The 15,263-nt window shown below is 58.2% G+C and carries 14 protein-coding genes and 2 pseudogenes; 11 read left to right on the top strand and 5 right to left on the bottom strand.

Features of this window, described 5'->3' with window-relative positions; genetic code table 11:
• Positions 1 to 7 precede the first annotated feature (7 nt).
• Positions 8 to 2,011: a DUF4214 domain-containing protein gene (locus LC298_RS07405; protein ID WP_131571640.1), complete on the bottom strand. Its 2,004-nt coding sequence runs from the start codon at positions 2,009 to 2,011 to the stop codon at positions 8 to 10.
• Positions 2,012 to 2,025: 14 nt separating this feature from the next.
• Positions 2,026 to 2,247, bottom strand: coding sequence for a hypothetical protein (locus tag LC298_RS07400; protein WP_131571643.1), 222 nt, complete (start codon positions 2,245 to 2,247; stop codon positions 2,026 to 2,028).
• Positions 2,248 to 2,362: 115 nt separating this feature from the next.
• Here LC298_RS07400 and tnpA point away from each other — a divergent pair, with 115 nt between their 5' ends.
• From tnpA to LC298_RS17985, 6 genes and pseudogenes are all read left to right on the top strand, one after another.
• A complete protein-coding gene (tnpA, locus tag LC298_RS07395; protein WP_131571645.1) occupies positions 2,363 to 2,761 on the top strand; it encodes an IS66-like element accessory protein TnpA in 399 nt (132 codons plus the stop codon).
• Entirely contained in the window at positions 2,758 to 3,201 is a 444-nt protein-coding gene (tnpB, locus tag LC298_RS18190) for an IS66 family insertion sequence element accessory protein TnpB (protein WP_131571648.1), read from the top strand. Before tnpA ends, tnpB begins: the two co-directional genes overlap by 4 nt.
• Positions 3,198 to 3,980: pseudogene (gene tnpC, locus LC298_RS07385) on the top strand (IS66 family transposase); the annotation flags it as partial. The gene tnpB and the pseudogene tnpC, both read left to right, overlap by 4 nt.
• Positions 3,976 to 4,079 (top strand): annotated as a pseudogene (locus LC298_RS18185) (transposase domain-containing protein); the annotation flags it as partial. The pseudogenes tnpC and LC298_RS18185, both read left to right, overlap by 5 nt.
• Entirely contained in the window at positions 4,076 to 4,486 is a 411-nt protein-coding gene (locus LC298_RS17990) for a plasmid pRiA4b ORF-3 family protein (RefSeq protein ID WP_317851174.1), read from the top strand. The pseudogene LC298_RS18185 and the gene LC298_RS17990, both read left to right, overlap by 4 nt.
• Positions 4,487 to 4,547: 61 nt before the next feature.
• Positions 4,548 to 4,721: a hypothetical protein gene (locus LC298_RS17985; protein ID WP_280176626.1), complete on the top strand. Its 174-nt coding sequence runs from the start codon at positions 4,548 to 4,550 to the stop codon at positions 4,719 to 4,721.
• Positions 4,722 to 5,016: 295 nt separating this feature from the next.
• On the opposite strand, the gene LC298_RS07375 is transcribed toward LC298_RS17985, so the two are convergent.
• Together LC298_RS07375 and LC298_RS07370 are read right to left on the bottom strand one after the other, a co-directional pair.
• On the bottom strand, positions 5,017 to 6,120 hold the full coding sequence (locus LC298_RS07375) for a glycosyltransferase (protein WP_131571651.1): 1,104 nt from the start codon (positions 6,118 to 6,120) through the stop codon (positions 5,017 to 5,019).
• A 697-nt stretch (positions 6,121 to 6,817) separates the two neighbouring features.
• Positions 6,818 to 7,312 carry a LacI family DNA-binding transcriptional regulator gene (locus LC298_RS07370; RefSeq protein ID WP_131571654.1) on the bottom strand — a complete coding sequence of 165 codons (495 nt, stop codon included), beginning with the start codon at positions 7,310 to 7,312 and terminating at the stop codon, positions 6,818 to 6,820.
• Between the two features lie 488 nt (positions 7,313 to 7,800).
• Here LC298_RS07370 and LC298_RS07365 point away from each other — a divergent pair, with 488 nt between their 5' ends.
• The 5 genes from LC298_RS07365 to LC298_RS07345 all read left to right on the top strand — a co-directional run bounded on the left by LC298_RS07365 (position 7,801) and on the right by LC298_RS07345 (position 14,185).
• Positions 7,801 to 8,427: a L,D-transpeptidase gene (locus LC298_RS07365; RefSeq protein WP_223385580.1), complete on the top strand. Its 627-nt coding sequence runs from the start codon at positions 7,801 to 7,803 to the stop codon at positions 8,425 to 8,427.
• A 168-nt stretch (positions 8,428 to 8,595) separates the two neighbouring features.
• Positions 8,596 to 10,047 (top strand): TolC family protein, encoded by a 1,452-nt coding sequence (locus LC298_RS07360; RefSeq protein ID WP_131571662.1) that lies wholly within the window; start codon positions 8,596 to 8,598, stop codon positions 10,045 to 10,047.
• Between the two features lie 22 nt (positions 10,048 to 10,069).
• Entirely contained in the window at positions 10,070 to 12,244 is a 2,175-nt protein-coding gene (locus LC298_RS07355) for a type I secretion system permease/ATPase (RefSeq protein ID WP_223385579.1), read from the top strand.
• A gap of 15 nt (positions 12,245 to 12,259) precedes the next feature.
• A complete protein-coding gene (locus tag LC298_RS07350) occupies positions 12,260 to 13,549 on the top strand; it encodes an HlyD family type I secretion periplasmic adaptor subunit (protein WP_199223350.1) in 1,290 nt (429 codons plus the stop codon).
• A gap of 42 nt (positions 13,550 to 13,591) precedes the next feature.
• Positions 13,592 to 14,185, top strand: coding sequence for a ribbon-helix-helix domain-containing protein (locus tag LC298_RS07345; RefSeq protein ID WP_158284808.1), 594 nt, complete (start codon positions 13,592 to 13,594; stop codon positions 14,183 to 14,185).
• A gap of 21 nt (positions 14,186 to 14,206) precedes the next feature.
• Here LC298_RS07345 and LC298_RS07340 read toward each other — a convergent pair whose 3' ends face one another.
• On the bottom strand, positions 14,207 to 15,202 hold the full coding sequence (locus LC298_RS07340) for a transglutaminase-like cysteine peptidase (RefSeq protein WP_131571668.1): 996 nt from the start codon (positions 15,200 to 15,202) through the stop codon (positions 14,207 to 14,209).
• Between the last annotated feature and the right edge of the window lie 61 nt (positions 15,203 to 15,263).

Genomic DNA, 15,263 nt, shown 5'->3' with positions numbered 1-15,263 from the left:
ATGGCCGTTATGCAAGCATAATGCCGTCGTCCATATACGACTCAGAGAAAACCTTGAATTCCGTGGAATTGGAGAATCCGATGAGCATGTCTGCAGTTGTCACCTGACCGTTGTCCAGCGCTAATACCCAATAGTCCAGTCCCGGTTGATCTGGCTCTCTGTCCAGTGCGTTGTTGTAGAGCAGCGCCACGAAATCTGTATGGCTGAGCGAACCATATTTCGCTGCAAACTCAGCCGAATTGACGAAGCTCTCTGCAATATTCTCAAGTCGTTGCCCCTCCTTGTAAGAGGCAATCCACTGAGACAGGCCATCCGCGTCCGGGGCGCGATCAAGTGCTACATTATAGAGCCTTGCGATTTCCATAGCGTTGTCGTCGCCGAGCCAAATGGAACCCGAGACCCGATCGCTCGCCATAATGGATATGTGCTCGACCGACTCCGAGATCCCGTATAGCACTTCCGCCCGGCTGTTCGAACCAAAGTCCAGCAGGTCCACCCAGTAATCAAGGCCCGGCTGATCAGGCGACCGGTCCAGCACATTTTCATAGAGAAGAGTGACGAATTCGGTGTTTCCAAGTGCGCCATAGGTCTGCGTGAACTCCTGCGACGTTACGAAGTACTCGGCTAGGCCGATACCGCCCAAGCCGGCGTCGAGGCTAGCGATCCAATTGAACAATCCTCCATAATCGGCATCGCGGTCCAATGCGGAGTCGTACATGCGGGCTACAATTGCCGCATTGCCGGAAAGGAAATAGCCATCCACGAACGACAGTAACTCGATGCTCGAGAGACTATCCGTACCGCCCCCGGAAACGGTGCCTCTCCCGTTGCTGCCGCTCCAAGAGATTGAGTGGGTCCGCGAAAGGCTATCATAGGCGGCAGTATCGGTCCCCGCGCCACCATCGTTGACATCGTCGCCGTCGCCGCCAACTAGCGTGTCACTTCCGCCCATGCCGTAAAGAGTGTCGTTGCCACTGTTCCCTGTCAAAATATTGTTGGCCTGATTGCCTGTAACCGTATCATTTCCAGAGCCACCGATCGCATTCTCGATCAGTGAACGCACATCGTCCTGGTAGAGCTGGGCATTGAAGATGTTCCCCCGTGCGTAGTTGCCGTCTCCGAGATTGGCGATTTGGACGGCACCGAAATATGAGTAACCCCCCGGCTGAAGGTCGATGGTCAGGTTCGTGGAATAAGTGCTCAGATCGTAAGTGTCGGTGCCGCCGCCATCCCAGATCGTGGCGAAAATCCGGTTGGCGCCCGGATTAATCGCGACCGCGCCGTTCACCAACGTGTCCCCGGAAGACGGGTTCCACTTGTAGACCGTATCGCCGTTGTTTATCGCGAAGTTCGCGCCGTACATATGCTGCAGCGCCGCGATATCGGCCATCATATAGGTCTGAGCATACCCCCATGTCTCATTGGAATAGCCGCCGCTGAGAGGATCTCCCACATAGGAGCGGTAAGTCATGACGGAATATTCCATCGAATCGTAGCTTGACGGCAGGGCGCCATAGACGCTCGTTTCTTGACCGTGCTTCAGGCCGAGGGCGTGGCCGATCTCGTGCAGATGGGTGTGCCAGACGTAGTTCCCTGCCTGTGGCGAAGTGTAGTTGTAGCTCGTGCCGACCCAGACGTCGCCGCCCCAATCCCCTGTCGAGGGATAATATGCATAGGCGGTCAAGGGATCGTCGGACTGTGCGAGGCGGATGTGGGCGTCGGTCGTGGTCGTGTGGACCACATTGAGGCGGGTGAAACCCTCCAACGAGAACCCGTCGTTCGCGCTGCTCCCTTGGGCCGTATTGAGCGCGAAATGGGCGGCGGTCTTCTGCATCGTCGAGGTGACCGGCGCAAATGTGGCCGGCGCGCCCGAATAGTCGTACTCGGCGTCACTTGCAGGGAAAGAATAGTAGAGTGTCGAATCACCCCATTTGACGCCGCTGAGAAGGCCGTCGACAAACTGACTGCCCGTTGTGCTTACGCTTGTGTTTGTGTGGCCCGTTCCGCTCATGAGACGTCCTCTTGCTAACGTTCCTCGCCGTCAGGTGCCCCATCCTGATCGACATTCCTTAACAATACGTCCCGCCTCTGCCGCGCTTTAGCGGCCAATTCATGATACGGATGCCGCGCGATGAAGAGGTCGTAGGCTGCAACCGTATCGAGCACTATGGCCGCTTCGTATTCCTCGCGGATCGCGATATTGCCGTCGCCGGCCGGCGCTGCATTACTGGATGCGTGTTTTGGCACTGTTGAGTCCTTCGCTACGTAGTCCTCCGGTGAGGACCGCCTTGCTTGTGCGGGAATGAATCGCTGATTTCGTGGTGGATTCGATTGCCAGGACGCAAATAGCGGGGATAACCACGTGTTCGTCCATCGAACGGAGATAGTAAATGGGCCGGGCCGCTGGCGAAGCTGGTCGACGGCTCTGAAGGAGCAATTGGTTTCGGAAACGCTGGAACCGGGTGTCACGGTGACGGAGGTGGCTCGTCGCCACGATATTGTTCGTTCGCTGCTTTACCGATGGCGTTTCGCCGTCGGCGTGAGGCACAATCACGGGCCCGGCACGTTCTTGCCGGTGGAGGTGACTGCGGAGACGAAGACAGCCGATCGGCTTTCGCCCGACGATGCCACGGCAGCGGCGCTGGCAAAGGGACGCGGTTTGATGGAGATCGATCTCGGTCCGGATTTGTGCGTGCGTGTAGACGCCGAGGTCGATGGCGATGCGCTGGCTCGCGTTCTTGCGGTGCTGGAGCGGCGATGATCCCGTTTCCCAGTGGCGTGCGGGTCTGGCTCGCGAAGGGGCCACACCGACATGAGAAAGGGCTTTCCCGGTTTGTCGCTGGTGTTGAAGAAGATGTTGCAGCGCGATCCCCACAACGACACCTGTTCGTCTTCCGCGGCCGCCGCGGCGATCTGATCAAGGTTCTGTGGCATGACGGCCAGGGCGCCTGCCTGTTGTCCAAACGGCTTGAGCGCGGGCGCTTCATCTGGCCGTCGCCGGCCGACGGGGTCATCACGATCACGGCGGCGCAGCTCGGCTATCTGCTCGAAGGCATCGATTGCCGGATGCCGCAGAGAACCTGGCGGCCGGCCTCATCGGGCCGATGTTTTTGCTTGGTACCTGGCGGTGGATGTGATTCCATCGCTGTGTGTCGACCGCTGAATTGCTCTCTTCCGACCTTGCCGCTGCCCATGCGATGATCTTCGCCGAGCGTGCCGCGCGTATCGAAGCCGAGGCGCTTGCCGCCCGTGCGACTTCGGTCAAGTCCAGCGCCGATGCGATGATTGCGCGGCTGAAGCTGGAGATCGAGAAGCGCAGGCGCAGGCTCTACGGCCATCGGTCCGGGCGCAAGGCACGGCTGCTTGATCAACTCGAGATGCAGCTGGAGGATCTGGAGGCGAACGCCACCGAGGACGAACTGGCGGCGGAGCAGGCTTCCCGATCGACCGTGGTGACGTCGTTCGAGCGCAAGCGCCCCTCGCGCAAACCCTTCCCCGAACATCTGCCGCGCGAGCGCGTCGTCATTGCGGCGCCGGAGAATTGCCCCTGCTGTGGATCGACGAATCTGTCCAGGCTGGGCGAGGACGTCACCGAGACGCTGGAGGTGATCCCGCGCCAGTGGAAGGTGATCCAGACGGCGCGCGAGAAGTTCTCGTGCCGGCAGTGCGAGACGAACACGCAGCCCCCGGCGCCGTTCTACGTCATGCCGCGCGGCTTTGCCGGGCCAAACCTGCTTGCCATGGTATTGTTCGAGAAGTTCGGTCAGCACCAGCCGCTGAACCGGCAGAGCAAGCGCTATGCCCGCAAAGGCATCGAGCTCAGCCTGTCAACGCTGGCCGACCAGGTCGGGGCGTGCACAATCGCCTTGCGGCCGTTGCATGCCCTGATCGAGGAGAAAGTGCTGGCGGCCGACCGGCTTCACGGCGACGATACGACGGTGCCCATTCTGGCGAAGGGCAACACGACCACCGGCCGGATCCGCCAAGCTCAACGATGTCGATCCGCAAGCCTGCCTCGCCGAGTGCTCGCCCGCATCGCCGACACGCCGCAAAACCGGCTGGCCGATCTCCTGCCGTGAAACCGGAAGCCGCAATCTGCAAGACTGGAGGCATGAGCCATGTCGACCGAATTGCCCGTGTGAAGATCCAGCTCGATGACTGGCAGCCCGCCATCTGGCGGCGCGCCGAGGTAACGCTGACGGCAACGCTCAAGGCCTTGCACGATGTTATGCAGGCGGCCATGCCGTCCGAGGACTGTCACCTGTTCGAGTTCCGGACCCATGGAAAACGATATGCCATCTCCGATCCGGAATGGGACAGCCAGTGGGACAGAAACTACTCCGCGAAGAGCATGAAGCTCGGCACGCTCATTGATCTGGGCGTCACGGAACTGACCTACACCCACCACTTTGGAGACAACTGTCAGCACACGATCACGATCGAGGCGATCACCGATGCCGATACCGCTGTAGAATACCCCCGCTAACTACATCGACGGTGCCGGTCGCGCCCCGCCGGACGACGTCGGTAGCGTTCCCGGCTTCGACGTGTTCGTCGAAGCCATGGCCGATCCACAGCACGAGCAGCATCCCGACCTCATGCGCTGGTTTGGCCGTCCGTTTGATCCGGAAATGATCGAAGAAGACGAAATCCGCAAAGGGATCGAAAAACTCGGCCCGTCGCCGAACCCTCGGCAAAGCCGAGGTCGCAAAGAGACATAACCGCACCCACTAATGAGTACGTTCAGGCGGCGGTCTTCATCGGATGCTTACTTCGCTACTACGGAGGTACCGGATGTAGCTTCAGGATGCTCCGAGGCTCAATGCGCCCCGCCCGATGGTCCACTGACCGATTGACAACAGCGAGCAAAACAGCGTCCGGGCCGGCATCTTCGGTGCGGTCATTTCATCGGTGTGTGCGACAGGGCGCTTGGCATCCGTAGAGACTGCCCACACAGGAGTTGTTCAGTACAGATGAGGTTATTTCAATCGAGTATGACCTCGGCCCCCCGCGGCTTCAAGCGGAAGTTGGGAATTCGTCGGTGCTATTTGTCACACGGCAATAGATGTCCCTATATGAATCGAGCATCCTGGGTATTTGAAAAAGGCTGTCGTATCGCATACGCGCGCTCTTCCCCATCGCGGTTGCCATGTCCGCGTCCTTGGCCAGCCTGCGCATGGCGTTCGAAAGCGCTTCGGCATCGGCGGGTGGAATCGTCAGTCCGGTAAGTTGATCGATATTCACATAGCTCGTTCCGGTTCCGATCTCGCAACTGATCATCGGTTTTCCGGCGCGGGCGGCTTCCAGCAGAGCAACGCCAAATGCCTCCGACCGGAGGTGGGAAGGGAAGACGAAGGCACGGCACAGCGACAGAAGCGCCTCGCGATCGTCGTCTGAAACGGCGCCGACGTATTTTACATTGTCCGGCGCATCCGGCGCAGCTCCCTGTCCTGCCACCACCACGGGGATGCTGGTCCGTCGCGCTGCTTCGATGAGGAAAGGCAGGCCTTTGTAATAGCGTAGATCGCCGACAAACAGGAAAAAGCCATCCTCCAGCCGCCTACGCCACTTTTCCAGGTCCTCACTGTCGGGTGGCGTCCTCTCAGGAAGGCCGATGGGGATGATGGAAACCTTGTCACGATGCCGCTCCAGTACCGGGCTCGTTCCCATGTAGTTCGGCGACGTGGCGACGATCGCGTCCGCAGCCGAAAGGAAACGGTGCATGATTGGTCTGTAGAACGGCAGGAGCAAACGTTGCCGGACAATATCCGAATGATAAGTAATGATGGTGGGTTTGCCGCGGCCGTGCAAGAAATGCAGCAGGTCGCCCATCGGCCAGGGAAAATGATAATGCACAACGTCGGCATCGCGGGCGAGGTCGCGAAACCGGTAGAACGCAGATATCGACAAGCTTGTCGATGCGATGTGAATGTCGCGTTGCGCCACGTGCAAATGATGACTGCCTATCATGGCCGGTGCGCGGTCCGGCGTATCGGACAGCGCAAAGACATGGCTCTCCACGCCAAGCGGCGTCAACCCCTCGGCGATCGCGTGGATAACGCGGGGAATGCCGGTGAAATCCTCCGGCAGGTAGGTCTTGAAAACATGCAGGACTTTCATCGGCGAAGTATGGTTTCTCTATCTATGAGGGCCAAGGAGTATCCGTCTAGAAATACTATCGCAACTAAATCGTTGCGCCTCTTCCGGTTTTGAAGCGCTACCGGATGCACCCTCGGCGGACGCTAGAGTTTTCGGGTCCTGATCAGCAACACGGGCTGGTTGCGTGTGCCGGTTTCATTGCGACACCATTTCGCCTGTGACCTTTCTATACAGCTCTAATTAATTGGGGCCTATATACGTGTGTGACCCGCATTATTAAAAAATAACAATTTAGAAACTATAATATAATTAGTCATTTAAGGAGAAATAACAATTTGTATATCAATATAATTATCAACACAAGAGAGATATAAGAAGATATAGTAATGAATATCCCACCGTATAAATCGTTTAACACTAAAAAATCATGCAAACAATCCAAACACACGTGTCACGGCCCCTAGATTTATCCATTCATTAAGTTCCGAGATCGAAAACTCGTCTCGTCATCTGACCAGATTCGCCTCTGGACAGCAAGAAAAGTGGTGTCGATCATCGCTTCCAATCGGTCCCTGCCCATCCTGATCGGCCACCAATTTAAAAAATCTTTTGCGGCGGAAGTGCCAAGATCCATCGTAGCGTCGGTTGAATACCTACTTCGCGCATCTGCTATTCTCGAGATTTCTTACAGGAGGAAAAATTCTTGCAACTTCGTCCCTTATATCTCCAAGGCTTCCGCAATGGCACGGCTGACGGTGGATTGTGAAACTCCGTGGGCTGTGGCGATTTCGTACATGTCTTTTGCCTTTCCGGTGGCGAGCAGTGCAAACCATCGCCTACCGTTTTCACGGCGGTTGCACGGAGTTTGAGTCCTGTGAATGATGCGGTGTTTCGGAGCGTCGGACCGATAGGCGAGGATCGGATCGCTCAGATCGATGACATGTGTGTTGATTGCTCTCGGCTCCGGTAATCGGTCCTGGCCAAGGATGTGCCGCATCAGATAATCGGGATTGAGGATCAATTTTGCCCTGCCGTCTCCGATCTCGGCTCTCTCGACCAGCGAGAAGACAAGGTGGTCCCGCTCGACGCGATCTTCCGGGCCCCGCCAGTTTATGAACGTGTGGAAGGCGTCCGGGGGAAGTCCGGCAGCGTCAGCCCACTCGGTGCGACGTTGCGTATCCGATATCAGCGGCAGGATTCGGTCTCGAACCATCGATTCCAGAATATCGCAGCGAATGCGTAGCCTGGCTCGGGATCGAGTGTTTCGCGTGGAGTCGGCGGATACGTAGTAGGTGTAGCGCGTACCGTTCTTCTTTCGCGTATGCGAACGCGTCAGACGATGTCCGTCCTCGTATCTAGATTCCCTGTTATGGAAAAATCTTTCCCTGTTTTGAGAAGTAGGGAAACCGTCCTAAAGCATTGGAATTGCAAGGCGATTGCCTCCAAGTTCACCAGAAATGATATGATATTGAGGATTTTCCCTGTTTTTTCCCGCGAAACAGGGAAAACGGCCAGATGCTGGTTCGACGCAGACTACATCCCCAGCCAACATCACCGTTCGAGCGCCCTGGATGCAATGCCGCCCGATCGCCACCGGTTCGCTCGAACATGGTTGTCAACCCGGCCTGTTTCAGCGATCTTGCTCCCAATTCTGCTTGTACACCCAGTTTCCATGCCCTTGGCAGGGAAGGAGGGGGCCGGATGTCGGGAATTCTTGCCAGGCTGAGCGCAGTGTTTGGGCTGATCTGCGCCTTGACGCTGGGGACGGTATTTGCGGCGGGAGCGGAGACGCTGCGGTTTGATCCCCGCACGGGTCGCTGGATATCCGACCCGGGCAGCGGGACTTTCCAGCTTTCGGTTCGCCCCCGTGACCGCGCTGTCAACTCTCCACAAGTGGTCGCGTTCCCGAGCAAATACCCGCCTCGCACGATTGTCATCGAGACATCCCGCAGAAAGCTCTTTCGCGTCGTCGATGGCAGCAAGGCAGTGATGTATTCGATCGGTGTGGGACGCGAAGGGTTCGAATGGAAGGGATCCGAGCGCGTCAGCCGGAAAATGGAATGGCCGGCTTGGACGCCGCCCGCCGAGATGAGAAAACGCGAGGCGGCCGCCGGACGGATACTCCCGGCAAGGATGGAGGGGGGTGAAGGAAATCCACTTGGGGCCCGCGCCATATACCTGGGTGCGACCCTGTATCGGATACACGGCACCAATGAGCCCTGGACGATCGGCCGCGCCGTGTCGTCGGGGTGCATAAGGCTACTCAACGAAGACGTGATCGACCTCTACGAGAACATCAGGCTGGGCGACCTTGTGGTTGTTCGATGAGCGGAGCGAACGGCCTTATTGTTGTTACATTGCCACACAGACGGAACATGCTTGTCGTTACGTAATGTTTTTGTTGGGCGTTGGCGTCAAAAATTGCTACATCCTATCGAAATTGGTGAGATTCCAGCCATTGGCGAACTGGCGGTTTGATCTGAGGAATGGATAATAATGCGATCTCCGATTAGTTTTCGTGTTTTGAGAACTGCAACGGCTATCCTTGGTGCGGCGTCCGCGCTGGTCTCGTTCAATGCGGCAGCGATGACGTTGCAGGAGGCGATCGCGGTCGCCGTCGAGGCAAATCCGCAAATCGGACAGGCGGTTGAAAATCGGGAGGCCATCGAATTCGAGCTCCGACAGGCGAGAGGACTTTATCTTCCCAGCGTCGACCTCGAGGCTTCCGCCGGTGCACGCCGGCTCGACAATCCGTCGCGCCGTGCGCTTGGAATCGAGAACGACAGTCTCTCTCCCGGTGAAGTCTCGGGTGTGGTAACGCAGAAGCTCTTTGACGGCGGGGGACGCCGCGCCGAGCTGGAGCGGCAGGCGTCGCGCGTGGACAGCGCCTCGTTCCGAGTCCTGGAGCGCAGCGAATATATCGGCCTCCAGGTGGTGCGCGAATATCTCGAATATCTCGTGCAGGCGGGAATCGTAAACGAAGCCGTCAGGAACCTTAATTTCCATCGCTCCATTCAGGGCAACATATCGTCCGGCATTGCCGGCGGTACATTGACGGAAGCAGACCGACAGCAGGTTCGCGAGCGGGTGCTTGCCGCGGAGGCGCGCCTAAAGCAGAGCGAGCAGGATCTGGCCGCCGCTCAAATTCGTTTCCTAAGGCTGGTGGGTAAGCCGTTGGAAAACGTGGCGGTTCCTCCGTCCGTTGCCTATGCGCTTCCCAGGTCGCTTGATGACGCAATCGGCCAAGCTCGCACGAACAACCCGCGCATCCACCTGGCCAACGCCGATATCGACGCGGCAGACGCTCTCGTCGATGCGGCAAGGTCCAAATTTGCCCCGGAAATATTTCTTGAGGGACGCGCCCGCGCCGGACACGATATCGATGGTGCGGACGGTTCGACCACCGACCTGCAGGCCCGCATTGTCGCAAAATGGAACCTCTATCGAGGGGGTATAGACAAGGCCAATGAACAGGAGCAGATCCGGCGGGCCAGCGAGCAGCGACTGGTGCTGCATGAAGTCCATCGCGATATCGAGGAAAGCGTACGTCTGGCCTGGGACGAGCGTCAGCGGCAAAGCAGTCTCGCGGGCACCCTCAGGCAGCAAGCTGCACAAAACGCCGGGCTCGTAAACTCCTATCGCCAGCAATTCACCATCGGCCAGCGGTCATTGCTCGACGTTCTCGACGCCCAGAATACCCGGTTTAATGTCGGCGTTCTGGAGGTGACGGCCAGATATGCATCACTTTTTGCCGAGTATCGCCTTATGGCCGCGACCGGTCGGTTGCTGAGTCATATGAACGTACAACCGCCCCAGCAGGCGGAGGCATACGCCAGAACCGAATTCCAGGTTCCGGAAACGCCTCCGACGGAAACCTATGCGCGCGTACCCTCGCGACAGGTCAACGAACTTCCGATGGATCTGCTGAGCCCTGTGCGGAGAAAGTGAACTGCCGGTATGGTGACGGTCATTGAAGCGATCATATGTGGAGGCAGGTGAACTCCACGAGTCACCGGTCCAAACGGTAGAGTTTCGCGACGCTGTCCAGGCGATAGCCGGTTATTTCAATCGTCCCAGCTCGCTGACGGTCCTGTTCGATGGCGTTCCGGCACCGGAGGAACGCCTGCAACTTGAAGACGTCGAGCGGGTGGCGCGCCGAGCGGGTCTTGCGGTTGTCAGGATGTCCGGCGATGCGCTGAGGCCGGGTCGCCTCGAACTGCCGGCTATCTTCGAACTTTCCGACGGGCGTTTCCTGCCGGTAGTGGCCGAACCTCATCCCGGTCATCTGGAAATACCGACGGCAGGCGCGATCGAGGGATATGAAGCCTCTTTCGACGATCTCCGTCGTTTGGGCATAGATCGCGCCTTCGTCTTTTCGGTTGCGTATTCCAACGCCGCCGAACGGGCCGAACTCGGCGAGGCCGAAGAAATGGAGCGACCGCATTGGCTGTACGCCACACTCGCTCCTTTCTGGCGCTCCTATGTCGCCGTGGCGGTAGCGGCGTTCTTCATCAATCTGATGGCCCTGGCCTCACCGATCTTCATCATGAATGTCTACGACCGGATCTTACCGAACAAGGCCACCTCGAGCCTGCTCGTTCTTGCCGTAGGCGTTGGTCTTGCCGTGTTGTTCGATCTGCTGCTCAAGGCCGCGCGCGCTTCGATCATCGACAGCACCGGACGGGCGGTGGACGTGAAACTCTCCTACGCGCTGTTCGAGAAGGTGATGTTCACAAGTCTGTCGGCATACCCCGCGTCGACCGGCGAATACGCGAACAGGATTGGTCAGTATGAATTCGTGCGCGAATTCTTCACGTCCAACACGATCGCCACCTTTATCGACGCATGTTTCATGTTCGTCTTCCTGTTTGTTATCTACCTGGTGGCCGGGTGGCTGTTTGTCATACCGCTAGGGGCCTTCTTTCTCGCGGTCGGGATTGGCCTCGTCGCGCAGTACCGCATCGGCAAGCGGGTTTCACGCGCCGCCAACGAAGCAGCCCAGCGCCAGTCGCTTCTCGTGGAAACCATTTCCACGATCGAAACCGTCAAGTCGCTGCGTGCGGAAGTACCCCTTTTGCGGAAATGGTCGGAATTGACTAAACGCTCCTCCAAAACGGGGGAGGAGATAAAGCAGTTGTCGTCCGGCGCGACACATTCCACCCAGTTCGTTCAGCAATTTGTTACGATCCTGGTGGTCATAGCGGGGGCCTTCGAGTTTGCGGCCGGCCATATCACCACCGGAGCAATAATTGCCACCGTGATGCTCTCCAGCCGGACGGTCGGTTCCCTTTCGCAAACCGCACTTACCCTGGCGCGTTTCCGCCAGGCCAGTTTGTCTCTGCGCATTCTGAACGGCATCATGCAGCAAGCTGAAGATCGCCCGAGTACCGTCGGCTTCGTGAACCGCCAGGTCACGACCGGCGATCTGGCGTTTCGGGGCGTGGGCTTTCAATACCCCCGGAGCGATGCATGGGTGTTGAGAGACCTCAACATATCGATCAAGAGCGGCGAACGCGTCGGGATCATCGGTCGCATCGGCTCGGGTAAGACAACCGTAGGCCGATTGCTTTGTGGCCTCTACACCGCTCAGGAGGGTCGCGTTCTACTCGATGGAATCGATCTGAAGCAGTTCCATCCCGCGGAAGTTCGATCGGCGGTTTCGTTCGTCGGGCAGTCCATTGACCTGTTTTCGGGGACATTGAAGGAAAATCTTCTGCTCGGCAGAGAAGATGCCACCGACGAGGAAATCGTGTCTGCCGCGCGTAGAACCGGCGTCGACGAGATGGCGGCGCAGCATCCGCGCGGCTATGATCTCGCAGTGGGGGAACGAGGTTCGAGTCTGTCGGGCGGCCAGAGGCAAGCCGTCGCCCTCACGCGGCTGCTGCTGACCAGGCCGAAAATCGTGTTCCTCGACGAGCCATCCGGAGCCATGGACATGGCTTCGGAAAAACAATTGATAAACACCCTGAGGGTCGCGCTCGAACCCGAGGTGACCTTGCTGATTTCCACTCATCGTTACAGTCTGTTGGAATTGGTCGACCGCCTTGTCGTGCTGGATCGTGGAAAGATTATTGCCGATGGTCCGAAGGCAAAGGTTCTCGAAGCCCTCTCGGCGCGCGCAGAGGGGGCGCAGACGAAAGGATGATATCGGGAGCGGGACGTGAACCGGAGGCGTGATAACGTGGCAGGCGCCGCAAAGACCTTGATTGGTCTGATTGTGGTTATCATCCTCAGTTTCGGCGTTTGGGCATATCTCACGGAGATCGATGAGGTCGCCCGCGGAGAAGGGCGCGTCATTCCGGCGGGTAAAACACAGATTGTTCAAGCAACGGAGCCGGGCGTGGTCGCGGAAATTGCCGCGCGTGTCGGCCAGTCGGTAAAACAGGGCGATCTGATCATAAGGCTGGATGATTCAACATCGACCGCGGGCCTGGGCGAGGTCGAGGCCCGTGCCCGGTCCCTTACCGCAAAGGCGGCAAGACTGTATCTGGAGGAGATTGGCGACTTTGAGACAGACTATGCTTGCCCCAAGTCTGTAGAGACCGTTGCTTCGGGAATTTGCGAGAGCGAAAGGGAACTGCTCGCGGTCCGCAGGCAGGCGCAGAGAAACACGCGTTCCGTGCTTGAGCAGCGCGTAATTCAAAAAGAGCGTGAACTCGACGAAGCCCGTGCGAATCTGGCGCGTCTTGAAGGCAGTCTCGCGATCAACCAGAGGGAACTCGACCTGATTGGACCGCTGGCAAGAAGGAAACTCGTAGCGGAAACCGAACTCATTCGGGTGCAGCGCGCTGTAAACAACGACCGGGGCGAGATCAGCGTGCTGAAGGAAACGATACCGCGCATCGAGGGCGCGGTGAGGGAGGCCCATTTCCAATTGCAGGACCTGGACCTGCAATTCAGGCAGGAAGCTCTCAAGCAAAAGACGGAAGTGCTGGCTGAACTATCGGTTCTCGAAGAATCCGCACGCGGAGAATCCACCAGAGTGGAGCGAACGGAAATCCGAGCGCCGGTGGATGGCGTCATCAATACGATGGAGATCAATACCCTTGGATCCTTCGTCCAGCCCGGTACCGTGGTTGCCGGTCTGGTTCCGAGCACTGACGAACTCCTGGTGGAAGCCCGCATTTCTCCGCGGGATGTGGCTTTCGTCGTACCGGGACAGGAAGCCCTGGTGAAAGTGACGGCATTCGACTTCTCGATATATGGCGGGTTGGAGGGCGAAGTGGTCAATGTCGGTTCCGACAGCGTGACTGATCAGAAGACCGGAGAGGCATATTTCGAGGTTCGTGTCCGCACGGCGTCTTCCCAGCTGAGCCGTGATGGAAAAGCCTACAGCATCACGCCCGGGATGATTTGCGCGGTGGACATATTAACGGGCAGAAAAACCATACTGTCCTATCTCCTGAAACCCATAAACAAGGCGCGTCTCGAGGCGCTTACAGAGCGTTAAAGAGTGTCACCAGCCATGCCGGATAGCTTGCGAGAGGCAATCATGGAGACCACTGGGGAGGAGCATTCGCCCTTCTTTCGTGCCTTGAGTTCTTCGGGAAGGCGCTATGGTCTGAAGCTGGAGCGCGTCTATTGGGATGTTTTGAAAAGGATATCCGATGAAGAACACATTCCCTTGGGAGATATCGTTTCGAGTATCGCCGGATCGCCGGATGAGAAAAATTTCAACCTGACGGCCAAGGTCCGCTCCTTCGCAATCAGTTGGTTGGAGCGAGATGTTCGCAATTTTCGCGATCGCAATTCGATGGCCAATGTCCGGGCGATGGTGGCGGCGTGTCCGTCTCCGGTCTTCGTCCTGTCGACGGCCCGCCAGGTCCGCGCCCATAATCCCGCCTTTATTGGCTATATACGCGCGAACATGCCGGCGGCGGAGGTTGATAAGGTAGACAATCGCTTGCGGCTGCAACTTGATATGAACATGGATGAATTGGTCGAGCGTCTCAAGCTTGCAAACCAATCGCCCTTGTCTCTCGGATTCGCGCTCGGCCTCAATGATCGCCGTGTCAGGGGCAGACTCAACGCCGTCCTCGCTCCTTGCTGGGTCGAGGATCTCGTTGTCGGCTACATTGTTTCATAGTCACCCGCGAAGGCTGGCCGTTCAGGGGCGAAAGACCGGCCTCAGGTCTGAGATCAGGCTGGGCGGAAGAGGCGCCTCAACGGTGGTGAGGACGGCGCTTTCCCCGGGACTGACATCCCCGACGAACCGCGGTGCTCCGGCCAGTTTCTGATCACTCTGCACGCCATGGATCCAGGATCGCCCGTCGGAAAAGGAATAAAGCGGCTGGTAATTCCGGATGCGGACGTCGGGCAGTACGGCGTCCCGAACGTTATCGAGAATGAAGTTGCCCTTGTTTGTGCTCACGGCGAGGACCGCGTGATAGAGATTGCGGGCGGTATCGCGCAAGATCACGAGTGACAAGCTCCGCCCCGGCACTCCCAATTCCCGCAGCATTGCGTATTTGAGGATCGCGAAGTCCTCGCAATCACCACGCCCGAGCGTCATCGTTTCGGCGGGTGAGGCCCAGTAGTCTTCCACACCACGAATGCTGTGGTCACTTTCGTATCTGATGGCGTCGTTCACGTAGCGATTGACAGCCGTCAGCTTTTCGTAAAATGCGCCGTTCTCTGCCAGCCGCAGCGTGGCTTTCGACAGACCGTTGCGTGCCTCGCATACCGGGTCTCCCTTGCAGGGTGAAGCTGAAATACCTGCATTCCTGACCTTCAGCCAGCTGGCTTCACTCGCAATGCCGGAAAACGGAATGGCGACAGTTCCGAAGAAGCCTGAACCGGCAGTTCCGGTGGATCCCGAACCGGCGTGATCGTCGATGCCGCTTCTCGTGCTCGAGCGGGACAATACCGGAGATCGCGGCGGTGCGGAAGGAGAGGGCACCCGACTGAGGGCAATCCGCCTTATAGCATGATCGGGACTTGCCGTGTCTGCGGCAATGGAGAAGACACCCGCGACGCGATAGCCCCAGCCCTCCGCGAGCCGGGAGTCTGGCTCACCCGCCGTAGCGCCGGCGGCAGCGCCAGCCATCACAAGCCCAAGGCCCGCGGCCCGCAGATGTTTCGCAGCATGTTCAAGTTTACGCATGACGCTGTCCCTGGATTTTTTTGGGACAGGTTACGGTTCTTCCCTTTAGGCGCTCTCAAGG

Origin of the sequence: Oricola cellulosilytica (assembly GCF_019966575.1) — a bacterium.
Lineage (GTDB): Bacteria > Pseudomonadota > Alphaproteobacteria > Rhizobiales > Rhizobiaceae > Oricola > Oricola cellulosilytica.
Note: the sequence above shows the minus strand (reverse complement) of the source record. Positions and strands in the feature narration are given on the sequence as shown.